The 17,666-nt window shown below is 30.6% G+C and carries 16 protein-coding genes and 1 pseudogene; 11 read left to right on the top strand and 6 right to left on the bottom strand.

Translation table 11 applies throughout. The features are described from left to right. Positions 1 to 11 precede the first annotated feature (11 nt). Positions 12 to 1,646 (top strand): G-D-S-L family lipolytic protein, encoded by a 1,635-nt coding sequence (locus tag JOP69_RS12100; protein WP_203392846.1) that lies wholly within the window; start codon positions 12 to 14, stop codon positions 1,644 to 1,646. Positions 1,647 to 1,724: 78 nt separating this feature from the next. Here JOP69_RS12100 and JOP69_RS12095 read toward each other — a convergent pair whose 3' ends face one another. Beyond that, entirely contained in the window at positions 1,725 to 2,939 is a 1,215-nt protein-coding gene (locus JOP69_RS12095; protein WP_284041328.1) for a cysteine desulfurase, read from the bottom strand. A 100-nt stretch (positions 2,940 to 3,039) separates the two neighbouring features. Between JOP69_RS12095 and JOP69_RS12090 the strand changes: the two genes are divergently transcribed. Together JOP69_RS12090 and JOP69_RS12085 are read left to right on the top strand one after the other, a co-directional pair. Further along, positions 3,040 to 4,359, top strand: a complete 1,320-nt coding sequence (locus tag JOP69_RS12090) for a serine hydrolase (protein WP_203392845.1) — start codon at positions 3,040 to 3,042, stop codon at positions 4,357 to 4,359. 75 nt (positions 4,360 to 4,434) lie between these two features. After that, complete coding sequence (locus JOP69_RS12085; protein ID WP_203392844.1) at positions 4,435 to 5,790, top strand: hypothetical protein; 1,356 nt, start codon at positions 4,435 to 4,437, stop codon at positions 5,788 to 5,790. A 45-nt stretch (positions 5,791 to 5,835) separates the two neighbouring features. On the opposite strand, the gene JOP69_RS12080 is transcribed toward JOP69_RS12085, so the two are convergent. From JOP69_RS12080 to JOP69_RS12060, 5 genes are all read right to left on the bottom strand, one after another. Then, a complete protein-coding gene (locus tag JOP69_RS12080) occupies positions 5,836 to 6,039 on the bottom strand; it encodes a hypothetical protein (protein WP_203392843.1) in 204 nt (67 codons plus the stop codon). A 95-nt stretch (positions 6,040 to 6,134) separates the two neighbouring features. Continuing rightward, complete coding sequence (gene sufD / locus JOP69_RS12075; protein WP_203392842.1) at positions 6,135 to 7,448, bottom strand: Fe-S cluster assembly protein SufD; 1,314 nt, start codon at positions 7,446 to 7,448, stop codon at positions 6,135 to 6,137. A gap of 141 nt (positions 7,449 to 7,589) precedes the next feature. Further along, positions 7,590 to 8,339, bottom strand: a complete 750-nt coding sequence (gene sufC / locus JOP69_RS12070) for a Fe-S cluster assembly ATPase SufC (RefSeq protein WP_203392841.1) — start codon at positions 8,337 to 8,339, stop codon at positions 7,590 to 7,592. Between the two features lie 80 nt (positions 8,340 to 8,419). Further along, on the bottom strand, positions 8,420 to 9,868 hold the full coding sequence (gene sufB / locus JOP69_RS12065; RefSeq protein WP_203392840.1) for a Fe-S cluster assembly protein SufB: 1,449 nt from the start codon (positions 9,866 to 9,868) through the stop codon (positions 8,420 to 8,422). 15 nt (positions 9,869 to 9,883) lie between these two features. Then, positions 9,884 to 10,213 (bottom strand): iron-sulfur cluster assembly accessory protein, encoded by a 330-nt coding sequence (locus JOP69_RS12060; protein WP_203392839.1) that lies wholly within the window; start codon positions 10,211 to 10,213, stop codon positions 9,884 to 9,886. 295 nt (positions 10,214 to 10,508) lie between these two features. Here JOP69_RS12060 and dinB point away from each other — a divergent pair, with 295 nt between their 5' ends. The 8 genes and pseudogenes from dinB to JOP69_RS12020 all read left to right on the top strand — a co-directional run bounded on the left by dinB (position 10,509) and on the right by JOP69_RS12020 (position 17,629). Continuing rightward, a complete protein-coding gene (gene dinB, locus JOP69_RS12055; RefSeq protein ID WP_203392838.1) occupies positions 10,509 to 11,591 on the top strand; it encodes a DNA polymerase IV in 1,083 nt (360 codons plus the stop codon). Positions 11,592 to 11,744: 153 nt separating this feature from the next. Further along, a pseudogene (locus JOP69_RS12050) lies at positions 11,745 to 12,140 on the top strand (GNAT family N-acetyltransferase). A gap of 16 nt (positions 12,141 to 12,156) precedes the next feature. Next, entirely contained in the window at positions 12,157 to 13,320 is a 1,164-nt protein-coding gene (locus tag JOP69_RS12045) for an NAD(P)/FAD-dependent oxidoreductase (protein WP_203392837.1), read from the top strand. After that, positions 13,320 to 14,030 carry a methyltransferase domain-containing protein gene (locus JOP69_RS12040; protein ID WP_203392836.1) on the top strand — a complete coding sequence of 237 codons (711 nt, stop codon included), beginning with the start codon at positions 13,320 to 13,322 and terminating at the stop codon, positions 14,028 to 14,030. The genes JOP69_RS12045 and JOP69_RS12040 overlap by 1 nt, the downstream gene beginning before the upstream one ends. A 92-nt stretch (positions 14,031 to 14,122) precedes the next feature. Next, positions 14,123 to 15,175, top strand: coding sequence for a type III polyketide synthase (locus tag JOP69_RS12035; RefSeq protein WP_203392835.1), 1,053 nt, complete (start codon positions 14,123 to 14,125; stop codon positions 15,173 to 15,175). A 74-nt stretch (positions 15,176 to 15,249) separates the two neighbouring features. Further along, entirely contained in the window at positions 15,250 to 15,810 is a 561-nt protein-coding gene (locus JOP69_RS12030; protein ID WP_203392834.1) for a transposase, read from the top strand. Between the two features lie 53 nt (positions 15,811 to 15,863). Beyond that, entirely contained in the window at positions 15,864 to 16,304 is a 441-nt protein-coding gene (locus JOP69_RS12025) for a 3-hydroxyacyl-ACP dehydratase FabZ family protein (protein WP_203392833.1), read from the top strand. Between the two features lie 53 nt (positions 16,305 to 16,357). Then, a complete protein-coding gene (locus tag JOP69_RS12020) occupies positions 16,358 to 17,629 on the top strand; it encodes a beta-ketoacyl synthase (RefSeq protein WP_203392832.1) in 1,272 nt (423 codons plus the stop codon). The last annotated feature ends 37 nt before the right edge of the window (positions 17,630 to 17,666 follow it).

Genomic DNA, 17,666 nt, shown 5'->3' with positions numbered 1-17,666 from the left:
AACAAAATTTAATGAAGAATTATAAATATATAGGATTGTTTCTTTTAACACTTGGTTTTACATCTTGTGATGTAAATAATGAGTTAGATGAAATTGCAGCAGAATCTGTACCAGAAGTTCAATTAAATGTAAATGGTTTAGATTTATCTAAATATGTTTCTCTTGGAGCTTCTTTTACAGCAGGTTATACAGACGGAGCTTTATTTAAAGCGTCACAAGAAAACTCTTTTCCAAATATCTTAGCAACTAAATTTAAAGCTGCCGGAGGAGGAGATTTTAATCAACCTTTAATGAATGATAATACCGGTGGTATGATAATTCCAGTTCCTGGAATTGATGATTTATCATATCGATTAATTTTTAATGGAGCAACTCCAGAAAGGTTAAATGAATTTTTAACAGGTTTAGGAGCACCAGTTCCAACAATAACTACAAATGCAGGAGAAAGTTTGGCTGCAGACGGTAGTATTTTTACAAATGTTGGAGTGCCAGGAGCAAAAAGTACACATATAGATTATAATGGTTATGCAAGTTTAAACCCATATTTTGGACGAATGGCTAATTCCCCATCCGTTTCTATGTTAGAATATGCAATTGCACAAAACCCAACATTTTTTACATTATCAGAAATTGGAGGAAATGATGTTTTAGGGTATGCTACTTCTGGAGGAGATGGAACAGACCCAATTACACCAATAGCAACTTTCAATTTTGTTTTTAATGATATGGTAAATCAATTAACAGCCGTTTGTCCTGAAGGAGTTATTACCAATGTGCCTTATATTACAGATTTACCTCATTTTACAACGGTACCTTTTAATCCTTTAGATCCTAATGATAAAGATACAGGGGCGGCTCTTAAAGCTCAAATACCTACATTAAACACTGTTTACGGAGGTATAAATAGAGTTTTTACAGCTTTAGGTGAGACAGATAGAATTATTGAATTTTCTTTAGAAAATACAAATCCAGTTGTAATAAAAGATGAAAGTTTAACAGATGTTTCTGCTCAAATTACTGGAGGATTACTATCTAGCTCTACTTTTGTTCCTTTTGTTCAGCAATTCGGACTTACTAAGGAAGCTGCTCCATTAGTTGCTTCTTTATTTGGTCAATATTATGGACAAGCAAGACCTGCAACTGCAAAAGATTTAATAGTGTTATCTAGTAGTGGAATAATAGGTAAAGTAAATACTACTTCTTTACAATTTTTAATGAGTAAAGGGTTGCCACAAGCTTTAGCTGGTCAGTTTTCTGCAGAAGGAGTAACACTTCCGTTAGCAGATAAATGGGTGTTAACACCAGAAGAGCAATTAGAAATTAAAACGGCTACAGATGGCTATAATGTTACAATTGCTAGTGTTGCTAGTGCAAAAGGATTAGCTTTTGTAGATTTAAATGCTATTTTAAATGAAGCTTCAACAAGCGGAGTTCTATTTGACAATTATACAATGACTTCAAATTTAGTTACGGGTGGTTTAATAAGTTTAGATGGAGTTCATTTAACAACAAGAGGATATGCATTAATGGCTAATAAAATTTTAGCGGCTATAGACACAAAATATGGTTCTAATTTTATGACAGCTACAAATGGTTTAGCAAAAGCAGGAGAGTATCCTACAAACTATTCGCCATCATTACAATAAAAAATAAATAAAATTTTAAGCATAAAAAAAAGGTTGAGAATTTAATTCTTAACCTTTTTTGTTTTTTTAAGTCGGTAATTATGATAACATCATTACTGCTCTTTTTACTCCTGCAACTAAAACATCTATTTCTTCTTTTGTATTGTAGAAAGAGAAAGAAGCTCTTATAGTTCCTGGTATTTTATAAAAATCCATAATAGGTTGTGCGCAATGATGACCGGTTCTTACAGCAATACCTAATTTATCTAATATAGAACCAATATCATAAGGATGAATATCATTCACATTAAAAGAAATAACAGCTGTTTTGTCTTTTGTAGTTCCGTAAATTTTTAAGCCTTCAATTTTTAAAAGTTCTTGCGTTCCGTAGGCTAAAAGCTCACTTTCATATTCAGCAATATTATCAAAACCAACTGCATTCATATAATCTATTGCTGCTCCAAAAGCGATTCCTCCACAAATATTTGGCGTTCCTGCTTCAAATTTATGAGGCAAACCTGCGTAGGTAGTTTTCTCAAAAGTAACGGTAGCAATCATTTCTCCACCACCTTGATAAGGAGGTAGTTTTTCTAACCATTCTTGTTTACCATATAACATTCCAACTCCTGTTGGGCCACATAATTTATGAGCAGAAGCCACATAAAAATCAACATTTAAAGCCTGTACATCTGGCTTAATATGAGGTGTAGACTGAGCTCCATCAATTAAAACAGCCGCATTTACTTTATGTGCTGCAGTAATAATTTCTTCAATAGGGTTTACCGTTCCTAAGGCATTTGAAACGTGGTTACAAAAAACTAATTTTGTTTTCTCATTCAATAAATTATGATACGCTTCCATGTTTAAAGAACCGTCTTCTAACATCGGAATTACCTTTAAAATTGCGCCTGTTTTTTCGCACAACATTTGCCAAGGCACTATATTAGAATGATGTTCTAAGGCAGAAACAATTATTTCATCACCTGTATTTAAAAGTGATGCAAAACCAGCAGCAACTCTATTAATACTGTCTGTTGTACCAGAAGTTAATATAATTTCATATGCTTCTTTTGCATTAAAATGTTTCTGAATTTTAATACGTGCTTGTTCATATTTATCTGTAGCTTCTTGACTTAAAGTGTGCACACCTCTGTGAATATTAGCATTGTAATTGCTATAATAATCTACAATGGTATCAATAACAATTTGTGGTGTTTGTGAAGTGGCAGCATTATCAAAATATACCAAAGGCTTTCCGTGAACCATTCTTTTTAGAATTGGAAAATCTTCTCTAATTTTATCAACATTTATCATACAAAATCAATTTAAAACACAAAGATAAAGGTTGATTTTTTAAACTTGTAAGAAAGCCAATATGATTTTCTTATTTTTACATAACTAAACTCTTTTTCTGATGAAAATTTTTAAACGAATTCTACTTTTAGTATTGATACTTTTTTTAGTTACGGTAATTTATAATTATCCAAAGTTGAATATGTTATCGGGTTATTCCGCTAAAAACATTGCTTCTTCTGTTTATGTGGCTAACAGAACTTTAGAATTTACCGATAAAACGGACAATGATTTTTCTCCAGTTAATTTGGCTTCAGATAAAATAGATTTAGAAAATAAAACGGCAACGTCTTCTGCTTTTGGCTTATTAACTAGAAAAGCTGTTTATAGAAAAGGTTTAGGAGCCGTATTAACTTTAGAGGAAGGTGATGAAACTGCAGATTATTTAGTGCCTAAAAGATCAAAATCAGATAATAGTACACCTTATCCCTATGGAAATGCACCACAAAAAGATACTATTTTTAAAAATGTAGATTATGATAAAATAGATGAATCTGTTGAATTTTTGTTTGATTCAATAAATAAAACAAGAGCGGTTGTAGTTATTTATAAAGATCAAATTATATCAGAAAAATATGCAGATGGGTTTCATAAAGACTCAAAATTATTGGGTTGGTCTATGACAAAGAGTTTATTAAGCACTGTTTATGGAGTTTTAGAACATCAAGGAAAATTGAATGTAAAAGACAAAGCTCCTGTTGCATCTTGGCAGAATGATGAGCGTAAAAATATTACCATCAGTAATTTATTGCAAATGAATTCTGGTTTAGAATGGGATGAAAATTATGAAGAAATTTCAGATGCTACTAAAATGCTATTTCTAGAAAGAGACATGACCAAAATGCAAGAAAATAAGCCTTTAGTTGGTACTCCAAACGAAAGTTGGAATTACTCTTCTGGAACCACCAATTTATTATCCGGAATTTTAAGAACGCAGTTTAAAACCCATCAAGAATATTTAGATTTTTGGTATACTGACTTTATTGATAAAATAGGGATGAGTTCTATGGTCTTAGAAGCCGATTTAAGCGGGAATTACGTAGGTTCTTCATATTCTTGGGCAACTGCTAGAGATTGGGGTAAATTTGGGCTTTTATACCTTAAAAACGGAAATTGGAACGGAGAACAATTGTTTACCAAAGAATGGGTAGCTTATATAACGACGCCAACACCAACATCTAATGGAACCTATGGAGCGCAGTTTTGGCTAAATGCAGAAAACCATTTTAAAGATGTACCTAAAAACATGTATTATGCAGATGGTTTTCAAGGACAACGTGTATATGTTTTACCAGATCAAGACATGGTAATTGTTCGTTTTGGTTTGAAAAATTTTGATGAAAATACTTTTTTGAAAGGTGTTATTTCTTCTATTGAATAAAAGAGTTCATAGAAAACGTAACAAAGTGAGGGGTTATTTATCTAATAGATAGAAACCCTATTATTAATAAACATTATGTCATTAAAAAATCCATATAAAAAGAAGCATTACCTTTTTTTAGATATTTCTAAAAGAAAAGCTTTTGTGGGTTGTTTTTATGGAGTTGTTTTTTCAGTTGTGTTTTATTCTTTTCTTCAATTGTTTAGAAAACTAATCATCGTTTTTGATGCCTTGTTACATGATTATGAGTTATTTTTAATTACAGAAAAAGCAAATCAGTTTTATAATTTTTTATTTGCATTTATCGCTGTTTATTTTGCTTTTAGCCTTATTCTTACTTATTTTTTAGATACTCCAAGAACATTTTTATCAAAGTATAATTATAAAGTAAAATCAATAATTAATCAACAAAGACTAACAAATTGGATTTTTCTAAGTTGGTTTTCAAGATTAGGGATTCTAATTAGCTTACTAGCTTTTGGATATGAGGGATTTAATTTTTATTCAGAAAATAAATACATTTTTATTTTATTCTTCGTTGCTTTTTATGGTCAAATTTGGATGTCTATTCGTGGGTTTTTCAAGAGCCATAAATTAAAGTGGTTTTTTATCACGCTATTCATTACACTGTCTTTTTCTTTTGCATTATCACAAATACATATTTTAAATGATGAATTTATAAATAAAAGCATTTTAAGTAAAAATGTTTTATATAAGAATAATATTCATGTTGTAAAATCTGAAGTTGCTACGAAAATTGTACATCGATCTTTGATTTTAAATATTGTAATTCCGAATGAAATTCATAATCAGAAACTTATTGTTGATGGAAAAGAAATTGATTTAATAGATTTTGAAAAAAGTATATCTAAGTATTGGAAATGGATTTCAGAAGCCGAAATACCATTTGTACAATATGTGCTTTTTGTTGATGAAAATTTGGAAGTAAAGTTTGTAGACGATCTAAAAAAACGATTAATTAAAATAGAAGGTAGAAGGCTTTATTATGCTACTAGTAAAGTAAATTCTAAAGAACCTTTCTATTATAAAACTAATAAAGGTGTAGGAGTTTATCTACAAAATTACATACCATATTCTAACATAAACGAGTCTAAAGAAGTTGCCATAAAAATTTTAAAAAACGGAGAGTATTCTTTTAATGGAAAAATTATAAATAAGGTTGACTTATCAAAAGAACTAAAAAAGTATTTCCAAAAAGGGGTAACATCAATAAGGATATATAAGAATGAAAAGACTAAGTTTTATGAATACTTTCAGGTTTTAGAAAGCTCAAAAAAGGTGATTAACGAACTTCGTGATGCGTTTTCTCAGAAAGGGTATGCTACAGATTATATTAATTTAAACAGGGAGCAAAAGAAATATATAAGAGAAAAGTATCGTTGGCAAATAATTGATGAGATTAACGAATAAAGACCACTAAGAAATAATGGATTTATAAAATGGTTAAGGATAAAATTAACTTTTACCTTTTATCAAACTAAGCGCTACAGCTGCAATGCCTAGAGCGATAGTAATGTATGAGTTTGTGTTGTCTTGAGATTTAATTAAATCTAAATCTCCAATAGAAACTTGAGTTTCAGGCTGAATCATTGTGTAAGTTCCATAAACGAGGAGTACTACTCCGGCTACTAATAATACTGTTTTAATTGTTTTGTTCATAATTTTTGGTTTTTATAAAGTTACAAAAATTGTTGAGCATAAAAAAACCACGCAATTGCGTGGTTTAATCTTTATACAAAAAGCAACTGTGTTGCTTAAAGATCGAATCCGATATTTACGTTTAATTTCTCTGCAATTAATTTGGTAATACGTTGTTTTACCTCTGGTATTTTAACGCTTTCTAAAACCGTATTTGCAAAAGCAAACATTAATAATGCTTTCCCTTCTTTTTTAGGAATACCACGTTGTTGCATGTAAAATAAAGCATCTTCATCTAATTGACCAATAGTACAACCATGAGAACATTTTACATCATCAGCAAAAATTTCTAGTTGAGGTTTTGCATTAATTGTTGCTTTATCACTTAATAATACATTATTATTTTGTTGATAAGCATTTGTTTTCTGTGCTTCTTTATTTACAATTACTTTACCATTAAAAACAGCTGTAGAACGATCATCATAAATTCCTTTGTAATCTTGATGAGATTCGCAATTTGGTTCTATATGATGTACCAAAGTACAATGATCTACATGTTGTTTTCCTTCAATAATTGTAATTCCTTTTAAAATAGAATCTATGTATTCTCCCTTTTGATAAAAGTTTAAATTATTTCTAGTGATATTTCCTCCAAAAGAAAAAGTATGCACAGAAACAACACTGTTAGACTTTTGTTCTACAAAAGTATTATCTACTAATGATGCGTTAATATCATCATTCTGAATCTTATAATAATCTACAAAAGTTCTTTTATCAGCAAAAATTTCTGTAACCGCATTTGTTAAAACAGGGTTGCTTGTTAAACTTTGATGACGTTCTATAATTTGAACATGAGAATTCTCTCCAACAACAATTAAATTTCTAGGTTGTAGCATGGTTGCTGCTTCTGATCCCGTAGTAAAATTGATAATTTGAATTGGTTTTTTTACCTCTGTATTTTTAGGAATATTTATATAAGCTCCTTCGTTTGCAAATGCTGTATTTAACGATGTTAAATTGTCTTGTTTTGCTATTTTATTAAAGTAATTTTCTATGGTAGCTTTGTATTGTGGCTTTGTTAAAGCGGCAGACATTAAACAAACATCTACAGTATCATGCGTTGTTTCAGATAAAAACGAGCTGTATTTTCCATCAACAAAAACAATTTTATAGGTGTCTATATCATGTATAAAATACTGTTTTACATCAGCCAATTCAATATTATTCGCCTTATTAGGAAAAATACTATAGTCTTGTTTTAAAACTGAGTTTAAAGACGTGTATTTCCATTCTTCTAATTTTTTTGTAGGAAAACCTAACGCTTCAAAATTTTGAAATGCTTTAGAACGAATTTCATGAACATCAGAATTAATGTCAATTCCGTTTTCAAAAGCTACATATGATGATATTAATTTTTCTTTTAATTCCATTTGTTTCAGTCTTCAGTACTCAGTCTTCAGTTGGTAGTTTATGAATTTTCATAAAACTATTGTTGACTGACTATTTTTTATTCTTAACTTAATTTTACACGCAGTTGCTTACTACAAACTGCTACTGATTTTACTGTGAACTTATACAAGTTCTTGCTTTATCCAATCGTATCCTTTAGCTTCTAACTCTAAAGCTAAAGAAGCGTCGCCACTTTTTACAATTTTACCATCGTATAAAACGTGTACAAAATCTGGTACGATATAATCTAATAAACGTTGGTAGTGTGTAATTACAATAACAGCGTTGTCTTTAGATTTTAATTTGTTAACTCCGTTTGCAACAATACGCAAAGCATCAATATCTAAACCAGAATCTGTTTCATCTAGAATAGCTAATTTTGGTTCTAGCATTGCCATTTGAAAAATTTCGTTACGTTTCTTTTCTCCTCCAGAAAAACCTTCGTTTAAAGAACGAGATAAGAATTTACGGTCTATTTCTAATAATTCAGATTTTTCTCTGATCATTTTTAACATGTCTTTTGCAGGCATGTCTTCTAAACCTTTAGATTTACGAGTTTCGTTAATAGCCGTTTTAATAAAGTTGGTTACAGAAACTCCAGGAATTTCTACGGGATATTGAAAAGATAAAAATACACCGTTATGTGCTCTTTCTTCTGGTGCTAATTCGCTAATATCTTCACCATTTAATTCAATAGTTCCGGCAGTAACTTCATAATCTTCTTTTCCGGCAATAATGTTTGCTAAGGTACTTTTTCCAGCTCCATTAGGTCCCATAATTGCGTGTACTTCACCTGCTTTTACTTCTAAATTCAATCCTTTTAAAATTGATTTATCGTCTATACTTGCTTGTAAATTTTCTATTTTTAACATTCTTTTTATGCTATTGGCTTTTAGCTTTTGGCTAGAAGCATTATTTTTATAATTATATATTTTTTAGGGTTGGTAATTAATTATCCAACACTTCCTTCTAAACTGATTTCCAATAATTTTTGAGCTTCCACAGCAAATTCCATTGGTAATTTATTTAAAACCTCTTTACTAAATCCGTTTACAATTAAAGCAATTGCTTTTTCTGTATCTATACCACGTTGGTTACAGTAAAATAATTGGTCTTCACCAATTTTACTTGTAGTTGCTTCGTGTTCTATTTGTGCCGATTTATTTTTAGCTTCTATGTACGGAAACGTGTGCGCTCCACATGCATTACCCATCAATAAAGAATCACATTGCGAAAAGTTACGTGCATTTTCTGCTCTTGCGCCAACATGTACCAAACCTCTATAAGAGTTTTGAGAATTACCAGCAGAAATTCCTTTAGAAATAATGGTAGACTTGGTGTTTTTACCCAAGTGAATCATTTTAGTTCCGGTATCTGCTTGTTGAAAATTATTAGTTACTGCAATTGAATAAAATTCACCTACAGAGTTATTTCCTTTTAAAATACAAGAAGGATATTTCCAAGTTACAGCAGAACCTGTTTCTACTTGAGTCCAAGAAATTTTAGCATTGTTTTCACACAATCCTCTTTTGGTTACAAAATTGTAAACACCACCTTTTCCTTCTTTATTACCAGGATACCAGTTTTGTACTGTAGAATATTTAATTTCTGCATCGTCCATTGCAATTAACTCTACAACAGCGGCGTGTAATTGATTTTCATCTCTACTTGGTGCAGTACATCCTTCTAAATAAGAAACATAACTACCTTTGTCTGCAACAACTAAAGTTCTTTCAAACTGTCCTGTTCCACCTTCATTAATTCTAAAATAGGTAGAAAGTTCCATCGGACAACGAACGCCTTTTGGTATGTAACAGAAAGATCCATCAGAAAAAACTGCCGAATTTAATGCTGCATAAAAGTTGTCTGTTGTTGGTACAACGGTTCCTAAATATTTTCTAACCAATTCTGGGTGTTCTTGAATTGCTTCTGAAATTGGCATAAAAATAATACCTTTTTCACCTAATGTTTTCTTAAAAGTAGTAGCAACGGAAACAGAATCCATAACAATATCTACTGCTACATTGGCTAATTTTTTTTGTTCATCTAAAGAAATTCCTAAACGCTTAAAAGTGTCTAATAATTCTGGATCTACTTCATCTAAACTATTTAATTTAGGTTTCTTTTTTGGAGCAGAATAATACGCAATGTCTTGAAACTTTGGTTTCTCGTAATTAACATTTGCCCAATCTGGTTCTTCCATTTTTTCCCAAATTCTATAAGCTTCTAAACGCCATTCAGTCATCCATTCTGGCTCGTTTTTCTTCTTAGAAATTGCACGTACAACATCTTCACTTAATCCTACAGGAAATGTGTCGCTTTCTATATCTGTATAAAAACCGTATTTATATTCTTGGGTTTCTAATTCTTTTTCTAAATCGTCTTCGGTATATTTTGCCATCTTTTTCTTAAATTTTTAAAGAGAGAAACTTTCTCCACAACCACATGTTCTGTTTGCGTTTGGGTTGTTAAAGACAAACCCTTTTCCGTTTAAACCTCCAGAATATTCTAAGGTTGTTCCTACTAAATATAAAAAGCTTTTTTTGTCGACTATGATTTTAACACCATTTTCTACAAAAACTTTATCGTTTTCTTCTTGTTTGTTATCAAAAGTTAAATCGTAAGATAAACCTGAACAACCACCACTTTTTACACCAACTCGAACAAAATCGGTTACTGCATTAAAGCCATCGTCAGTCATTAATTCTATGACTTTCTTTTTTGCTGTGTCTGAAACTTTTATCATAATTTTAAATAGATTAAATCTAAATTGTGGGCAAATATACGATTTAAGTCGAATAAATACAGGAAACTTTCATTATGAAACCCAATTAAACAATTGGTTTTATTGATGGTGCTTTTGAGTTAAGATTTTAAAGGGTAAGATTTTATTAAATAATGCAGGTTTGGTGATCTTTATTGTTAATACATAACGTTTAAGCATTTTTATTATAGACGCTAATCTTTGCATATAAGCCCTCGTTAATGACAAAGTTTAAAGTAATTAGTAAAAATCATGCCTCATTTTGTACTTTCGAATCATGAAATTGCAACCTCCTTTTAGAAAAATAATTCATGTAGATATGGATGCTTTTTATGCATCTGTAGCAGAATTAGATAATCCAGAATTAAGGGGGAAAGCAATTGCAGTTGGTGGTGAAGGAAGAAGAGGTGTAATTTCTGCAGCAAGTTATGAAGCTCGTAAGTTTGGTGTTAAATCTGCTATGAGCGGTATGTTAGCTAAACAAAAATGTCCGCATTTAATTTTTGTGGATAGCGATTTTGCTCGTTACAAAGAAATATCACAACAGGTTAGAGAAATTTTTTATGAATATACAGATTTGGTAGAGCCGCTTTCTTTAGATGAAGCTTATTTGGATGTTACAGAAAATAAGAAAGGAAATCCGTCTGCAAATGCCATTGCGAGAGAAATTAGAGATCGAATTTTTGAAAAAACTGGATTAAGAGCCTCCGCAGGCATTTCTATAAACAAGTTTATAGCAAAAGTTGCTTCGGATATTAACAAGCCAAACGGACAAAAAACAGTCCATCCAGATGAGGTAATTCAGTTTTTAGAGGAGTTACCAGTCAATAAATTTTATGGAGTAGGTAAAGTTACTGCAGCTAAAATGTACAATTTAGGAATCTTTGTTGGGAATGATTTAAAGAAAAAAACGTTAGAAGAATTGGTTAAATCCTTCGGAAAATCTGGTGCTCATTATTATAATATCGTCCGTGGAATCCATAATAGTGCTGTAAAACCAAACAGAATTAGAAAGTCTGTTGCTGCAGAAAGGACTTTTAGCGAAAACATTTCTTCTGAAATTTTTATGATAGAAAAGTTAGAGAAAATTGCTGAAGAGTTAGAAAGACGGATGCTAAAATCTGATACTAAAGGGAAAACAATAACTTTAAAAATTAAGTATTCAGATTTTACACAACAGACAAGAAGTAAGACAAAAGATTATTTTATGCAGACAAAGAAGGACTTTTTTCCTGTAGTAAAAGAATTGTTATTTCAAGATAAAATTACCAATTCAGTACGTTTATTGGGCTTGTCTTTTGGTAATTTAAACACTGAGAATAAAGAACCAGTTTGGGTGCAATTAAAGTTTGAATTTTGACAAAATAAAGTTTTGGAATTTTTAACTTGTATCAACATTTATATGAATACTAAAAATAGACCTCACAGGTTTTAAAAACCTGTGAGGTCTAGAACACCTAAAAATGAAAATATCAGAACAGATTCTGAAAATCCAGATTTCATCAATTTGGTAATGAAATTAGATGCTTATTTAAAAATGATGGATGGAGCAGAGCATGCTTTTTAGAATCAGTTTAATAATATTGATGTTTTAAAGAATGTGGTGGTGGTTTATGTTGATAAAAAAGCAGTTGGCTGCGGAGCAATAAAAAGGTTTAATGCTACTTCTGTTGAGGTAAAAAGAATGTTTGTTTCCCAGGATGAAAGAGGAAAAGGAATTGCTCAAAAAGTATTACTAGAATTAGAAATATGGGCTAAAGAATTAGAATATGAAAAATGTGTGCTAGAAACTGGTAAAAGACAAGTTGAAGCCGTTAGGTTTTATACCAAATGTAATTATAAAAAGATTCCAAATTACGGACAATATAAAGATATAGAAAATAGTATTTGTTTAGAAAAAGCATTGTAAAAGTCAATAGATTAAAATGAAAAAACCTATAAAAGCAGATAGCTATAATAAAAGCAATTTAGTTGCAGATGTAATTATTATTGGTGGCGGTTTAGCGGGTTTATGCAATGCAATTCATTTATCAAAATTTAATAAAAAGGTTTTGTTAATTGAGAAAAATGAATACCCGAAACACAAGGTTTGCGGTGAATATATTTCGAATGAAGTGTTACCTTATTTAGATTTTTTAGAGATTAATCCGTTTGATTTTGGAGCTGTTAAAATTGAAAACTTTCAATTATCAACTACAAAGAATAATCTTATTTCGGCAAAATTACCTTTGGGTGGATTTGGGATTTCTCGTTATCAATTAGATCTTATTTTATCAGAAAAAGCAATAAAAAACGGTGTAACAATTTTAAAAGATTCTGTAGTAAATGTTGATTTTGTAAACGATGTTTTTTCTGTTGAAACGAAAGAAAATAATACTTTCACTTCAAAAATTACCATTGGAGCTTTTGGAAAACGTTCTTTATTAGATGTAAAAATGGAACGTGAGTTTATCAAAAAAAAATCACCTTATTTAGGAGTTAAAATTCATGTAAAAGGGAGCTTTAAAGAAGATTTAGTAGCGCTTCATAACTTTAAAGGTGGTTATTGTGGTGTTTCAAAAGTGGAAAATAATGCGATTAATTTGTGTTACATCACCAATTATGCATCCTTTAAAAAGTATAAAAATATTGATGATTTTCAGGAACAAGTCGTTTTTAAAAATCAATTTTTAAAAGAAATTTTTAATAATTCTCAAGCTATTTTTGAGAAGCCATTAACCATTAGTCAAATTTCTTTTGAAACCAAAAAACCAGTAGAAAACCATATTTTAATGTGCGGAGATTCTGCAGGAATGATTCATCCGCTTTGCGGAAACGGAATGAGTATGGCAATTCAGTCTGCACAAATTGCCTCTAAATTGATTTTAAATTACTTAAAAGGTGAAATTGAGTCAAGAAACGAGCTCGAAAAGCAATATATTAGACAGTGGAATAAAAAATTTAGTTTGCGTTTAAAAGCAGGTCATTTTATTGCAATGTTGTTTCGAAAAGAAAGAATTGCAGCTATTTTGTTGCAAATTTTAAAGAAACTACCTTTTTTATTACCAATTATAATTAAGCAAACACATGGTAAACCAATGAAAATTTAATGGATTTTTTTATCAGCACAAAAAATAGAACAGACAAAGAAGAATTAATGGACGATTTTTCTATTGGCGGAGATTTGCTGCGAGATACTTTAGATAAGTTAGAAAATATAAATCGGTATTTAGGTGGAAATTTAGTAACTTTAAATTCCCTGAAAAAAGTATTAAAAAACCACCCAAAAGAAAAAGAGTTAACCATTGTCGATATTGGTTGTGGTCATGGAGATATTTTAAGAGATGTAGCAAAATTTGGAAGAAAGAAAGGCTATAAAATGACGTTGTTAGGTATTGATGCAAACCCAACAGCAATAGCATACGCAAATGAATTATCAACAGAATTCCCAGAACTCAGTTTTAAAACGGAAGATATTTTTTCTGATACCTTTAAAAACAGACAATTTGATGTGGTATTAGCAACATTATTCTTGCATCATTTTAAAGAAGAACAATTGGTTTCTTTTTTAGGAGACACTTTAAAACAGACAAAAATAGGAATTGTTATAAACGATTTACATCGACATAAATTGGCGTATTATTTATTTATGTTGTTGTCACTTTTTATTAAAAATAAAATGATTATTGAAGACGGATTAACATCTGTTTTAAGAGGATTCAAAAGAAAAGATTTAGAAAGAATCTCTCAAAAATTAAATGTAAAAGCACAAATTTCTTGGAAATGGGCATTTCGTTTTCAATGGATATTGAAACGTTAAAAAGTTTTAGGTTTTACTTTAAACCATAAAAATCTAGTGAAATTCAAGTCGAAATAAATTAGTGATAATTCGTGAAATCAGTGTCTAAAAATATGAAAGTAAAAATAACATCGGTAGCAAAACAACTACCAAAATATCACAGAGAAACAAAAGATATTATTCCGTTTGTAAAATTATGGATGCAAGATCAAGATACCCGTTTTCAAAGAAAAGTGATTAAACTTTTTGAAGGAGCAGGTGTAGACAAGCGCTATTCTATTATGGATCCTGAGAAAGTTTTTATCGCAACTTCTTTCGAGGAAAAAAACGATATTTATGCAAGAGAAGTCGTAAAATTAGCAGAACAATCTTTAAAAAAATCATTAGAAAAAGCGAGTTTAAAACCTACGGATATCGATTATATAATTACAGTAAGTTGTACCGGAATTATGATTCCGTCTATGGATGCATATTTGATTAATTCCCTGCAAATGAAACAAGATATTGTACGTTTACCTGTTACAGAAATGGGTTGTGCAGCAGGAGTTTCTGGAATTATTTATGCTAAGAATTTTTTAAAGGCAAATCCCAATAAAAGAGCAGTCGTAATTGCAGTAGAAGCACCAACAGCAACGTTTCAGTTAGAAGATTATTCGATGACAAATATTGTAAGTGCTGCTATTTTTGGTGATGGAGCTTCTGCAGTTATTTTATCTTCTTATGATGACGATAAAGGGCCAGCAATTATTGATGAATCGATGTATCATTTTTATGATGCCACTGCTATGATGGGTTTTAAATTGGTAAATACAGGTTTACAAATGATATTGGACAAGGAAGTTCCTCAGAAAATATCAGACCATTTTCCGGCAATTGTACATCCTTTTTTAGAACGAAATAATTTAACGATTGATGATGTAGACCACTTAATTTTTCATCCTGGAGGAAAGAAAATTGTACAAACGGTAGAAGATTTATTCGGTGTTTTAGGCAAAAATATAGACGATACAAAAGAAGTTTTACGTTTGTACGGTAATATGTCCAGCGCAACTGTTTTGTATGTTTTAGAACGATTTATGGATCGGAATCCGGCAAAAGGAGAAAGAGGTTTAATGTTGAGTTTTGGTCCTGGGTTTTCGGCACAACGAATATTGTTGGAGTGGTAATTGAATGATAATAAGTAATGACAAAACTTCACAGGTTTTTAAAACCTGTGAGGTCTGTTAAAAGAAAAAATAGTATGAAATATGAAGTTTTAATAGAAGATTCTTTTTATCACATTTATAATTGTGGAAACAATAAAGAAAATATTTTTATTGAAGAACAGAACTATGTTTATTTCTTACAATTAGCAAAAAAGCACCTTTCTAAAACCGCTGATATTTTAGTATATTGTTTATTGAAAAATCATTTTCATTTTTTAATTAAAACGAAAGAAAATAGAACATCAAAAGAAATATCTCAATCATTTTCAAACTTATTTAATGCGTATTCAAAAAGTATAAATAAAAAATATGGAAGAAGTGGAAGCTTATTTAAAGACCGGTTTTCAAGAATAAAATTAGATAGTGAGGAATATCTTAAAAAATTAATTTTATATATTCATTTAAACCCAACACACCATCAATTTGTAGATGATTTTAGAACCTATAAACATTCTTCCTACAATTCTATTTTATCAGATAAAATAACAAGTTTATTAAGAGACTCTGTTATTAATATTTTTGAAGACAAACAAAATTTTATCGACGCTCATAAAATTAAGGAAGTAACTATTTTAGAATCCTTAAGTTTAGAGTAATAAAGAAGACCTCACAGGTTTTAAAAACCTGTGAGGTCTGTTAAACTGAATAAATGAACCCAATAGAAATTATAAAAAATCTTCCTTATACAAATCCATTTTTGTTTGTTGATGAAATCACGGAAATTTCAGAAAACGGAGTTACTGGAAATTATACATTTAAAGAGAATGCCTTTTTTTATGAAGGTCATTTTAAAGGAAATCCGATTACGCCAGGTGTTATTTTAACAGAAACAATGGCACAAATTGGTGTTGTTTGTTTGGGTATTTATTTATTAAAAGACGAAATTTCTTCCGAAGAAAAAAAACCACAAATTGCGTTAACCTCTAATAATATAGATTTTTATTTACCTGTTTTACCAAATGAAAAAGTAACGGTAATTTCAGAAAAAGAATATTTTAGATTCAATAAATTGAAGTGCAAAGTAAAAATGATGAATGAGAAAAATGAATTGGTTTGCAGAGGAACTATTTCTGGAATGATATTAATTTAGTAAGCAGACCTCACAGGTTTTTAAAACCTGTGAGGTCTAAAATCTATAAACAAATGAAAAATAGAGTCGTAATTACTGGTTTAGGGGTTGTGTCGCCAAATGGCGTTGGTATACCAGCGTTTACAAATGCAATAAAATCTGGGATTTCAGGAATTACCTTTCATCAAAATTTAAAAGACAAAGGGTTTTCTTGTTGTATTGGTGGAATCCCTGATGTATCTGAAGAAAAAAAAGCAGCGTATTTAACACCTTTACAATTACGAGGCTTTAATAGTACCTCAATTTTATACGGTTGTATGGCAGGAATTGACGCTTGGAAAGACGCTGGTTTTTCTGTGGATGAAAACTCTAATTTAGACTATGATTCTGGTTTAATTTTTGGAACAGGAACCTCGGGAATTGAGAAATTTAGAGAAGCAATTTATAAAATTGATGATCAAAATGTAAGACGTTTAGGAAGTACTTCTGTGGTGCAAACAATGGCAAGCGGAATTTCTGCTTATTTAGGCGGAATTTTAGGTTTAGGAAACCAAGTAACCACAAATTCATCTGCTTGTACAACAGGTACAGAAGCACTGTTATTGGGTTTTGAACGTATTAAAAACGGAAAAGTAAAAAGAATGTTGGTTGGGAGTTCGAGCGACAGTAGTTTGTATACTTGGGGTGGATTTGATGCAATGAGAGTGATGACTTATAAGCACAATGAAACGCCAGAAAAAGGATCGAGACCTATGAGTGAAACTGCATCTGGGTTTGTTCCTGGAAGTGGAGCAGGTGCCTTAGTTTTAGAATCGTTAGAAAGCGCTTTAGAAAGAAAAGCAACAATTTATGCAGAGGTTTTAGGTGGTAATATAAATTCTGGGGGACAAAGAAATGGAGGAACGTTAACTGCGCCAAATGCAGAAGCAGTTCAGAAATGTATTACAGAAGCAATTTTAGATGCTAATATTTCTGCGGAAGAAATTGATGTAATAAACGGCCATTTAACAGCCACCTCAAAAGACAGTTTAGAAATAGAAAATTGGACCAAAGCATTGCAAAGAAAAGGAACTGATTTTCCAACTATTAACTCTTTAAAATCTATGGTTGGCCATTGTTTGGCCGCTTCTGGTGCTATTGAATCTGTAGCTTCCGTTTTGCAAATTAAAGAACAATTTGTGTTTCCTAATATTAATTGTAAAGATGTGCATCCAGAAATTACAGCATTAATTTCTTCGGATAAAATTCCGACAAAAATGATTGAGAAAAACATTACTATTTTAGCAAAAGCAAGTTTTGGTTTTGGTGATGTAAATGCTTGTGTTATCTTTAAAAAATATAATTAATATTTTAAAAGACCACACAGGTTTTAAAAACCTGTGT

Origin of the sequence: Polaribacter sp. Q13 (assembly GCF_016858305.2) — a bacterium.
Classification (GTDB): domain Bacteria; phylum Bacteroidota; class Bacteroidia; order Flavobacteriales; family Flavobacteriaceae; genus Polaribacter.
This window is presented reverse-complemented; position numbering and strand designations above follow the sequence as displayed.

What these genes read in the sequence shown, in the direction of transcription:
- JOP69_RS12100 (WP_203392846.1), top strand. Translation starts at nt 12, where the DNA reads ATGAAGAATTATAAATATATAGGATTGTTTCTTTTAACACTTGGTTTT.
- JOP69_RS12095 (WP_284041328.1), bottom strand. Translation starts at nt 2,939, where the DNA reads ATGATAAATGTTGATAAAATTAGAGAAGATTTTCCAATTCTAAAAAGA.
- JOP69_RS12090 (WP_203392845.1), top strand. Translation starts at nt 3,040, where the DNA reads ATGAAAATTTTTAAACGAATTCTACTTTTAGTATTGATACTTTTTTTA.
- JOP69_RS12085 (WP_203392844.1), top strand. Translation starts at nt 4,435, where the DNA reads ATGTCATTAAAAAATCCATATAAAAAGAAGCATTACCTTTTTTTAGAT.
- JOP69_RS12080 (WP_203392843.1), bottom strand. Translation starts at nt 6,039, where the DNA reads ATGAACAAAACAATTAAAACAGTATTATTAGTAGCCGGAGTAGTACTC.
- sufD (WP_203392842.1), bottom strand. Translation starts at nt 7,448, where the DNA reads ATGGAATTAAAAGAAAAATTAATATCATCATATGTAGCTTTTGAAAAC.
- sufC (WP_203392841.1), bottom strand. Translation starts at nt 8,339, where the DNA reads ATGTTAAAAATAGAAAATTTACAAGCAAGTATAGACGATAAATCAATT.
- sufB (WP_203392840.1), bottom strand. Translation starts at nt 9,868, where the DNA reads ATGGCAAAATATACCGAAGACGATTTAGAAAAAGAATTAGAAACCCAA.
- JOP69_RS12060 (WP_203392839.1), bottom strand. Translation starts at nt 10,213, where the DNA reads ATGATAAAAGTTTCAGACACAGCAAAAAAGAAAGTCATAGAATTAATG.
- dinB (WP_203392838.1), top strand. Translation starts at nt 10,509, where the DNA reads ATGAAATTGCAACCTCCTTTTAGAAAAATAATTCATGTAGATATGGAT.
- JOP69_RS12045 (WP_203392837.1), top strand. Translation starts at nt 12,157, where the DNA reads ATGAAAAAACCTATAAAAGCAGATAGCTATAATAAAAGCAATTTAGTT.
- JOP69_RS12040 (WP_203392836.1), top strand. Translation starts at nt 13,320, where the DNA reads ATGGATTTTTTTATCAGCACAAAAAATAGAACAGACAAAGAAGAATTA.
- JOP69_RS12035 (WP_203392835.1), top strand. Translation starts at nt 14,123, where the DNA reads ATGAAAGTAAAAATAACATCGGTAGCAAAACAACTACCAAAATATCAC.
- JOP69_RS12030 (WP_203392834.1), top strand. Translation starts at nt 15,250, where the DNA reads ATGAAATATGAAGTTTTAATAGAAGATTCTTTTTATCACATTTATAAT.
- JOP69_RS12025 (WP_203392833.1), top strand. Translation starts at nt 15,864, where the DNA reads ATGAACCCAATAGAAATTATAAAAAATCTTCCTTATACAAATCCATTT.
- JOP69_RS12020 (WP_203392832.1), top strand. Translation starts at nt 16,358, where the DNA reads ATGAAAAATAGAGTCGTAATTACTGGTTTAGGGGTTGTGTCGCCAAAT.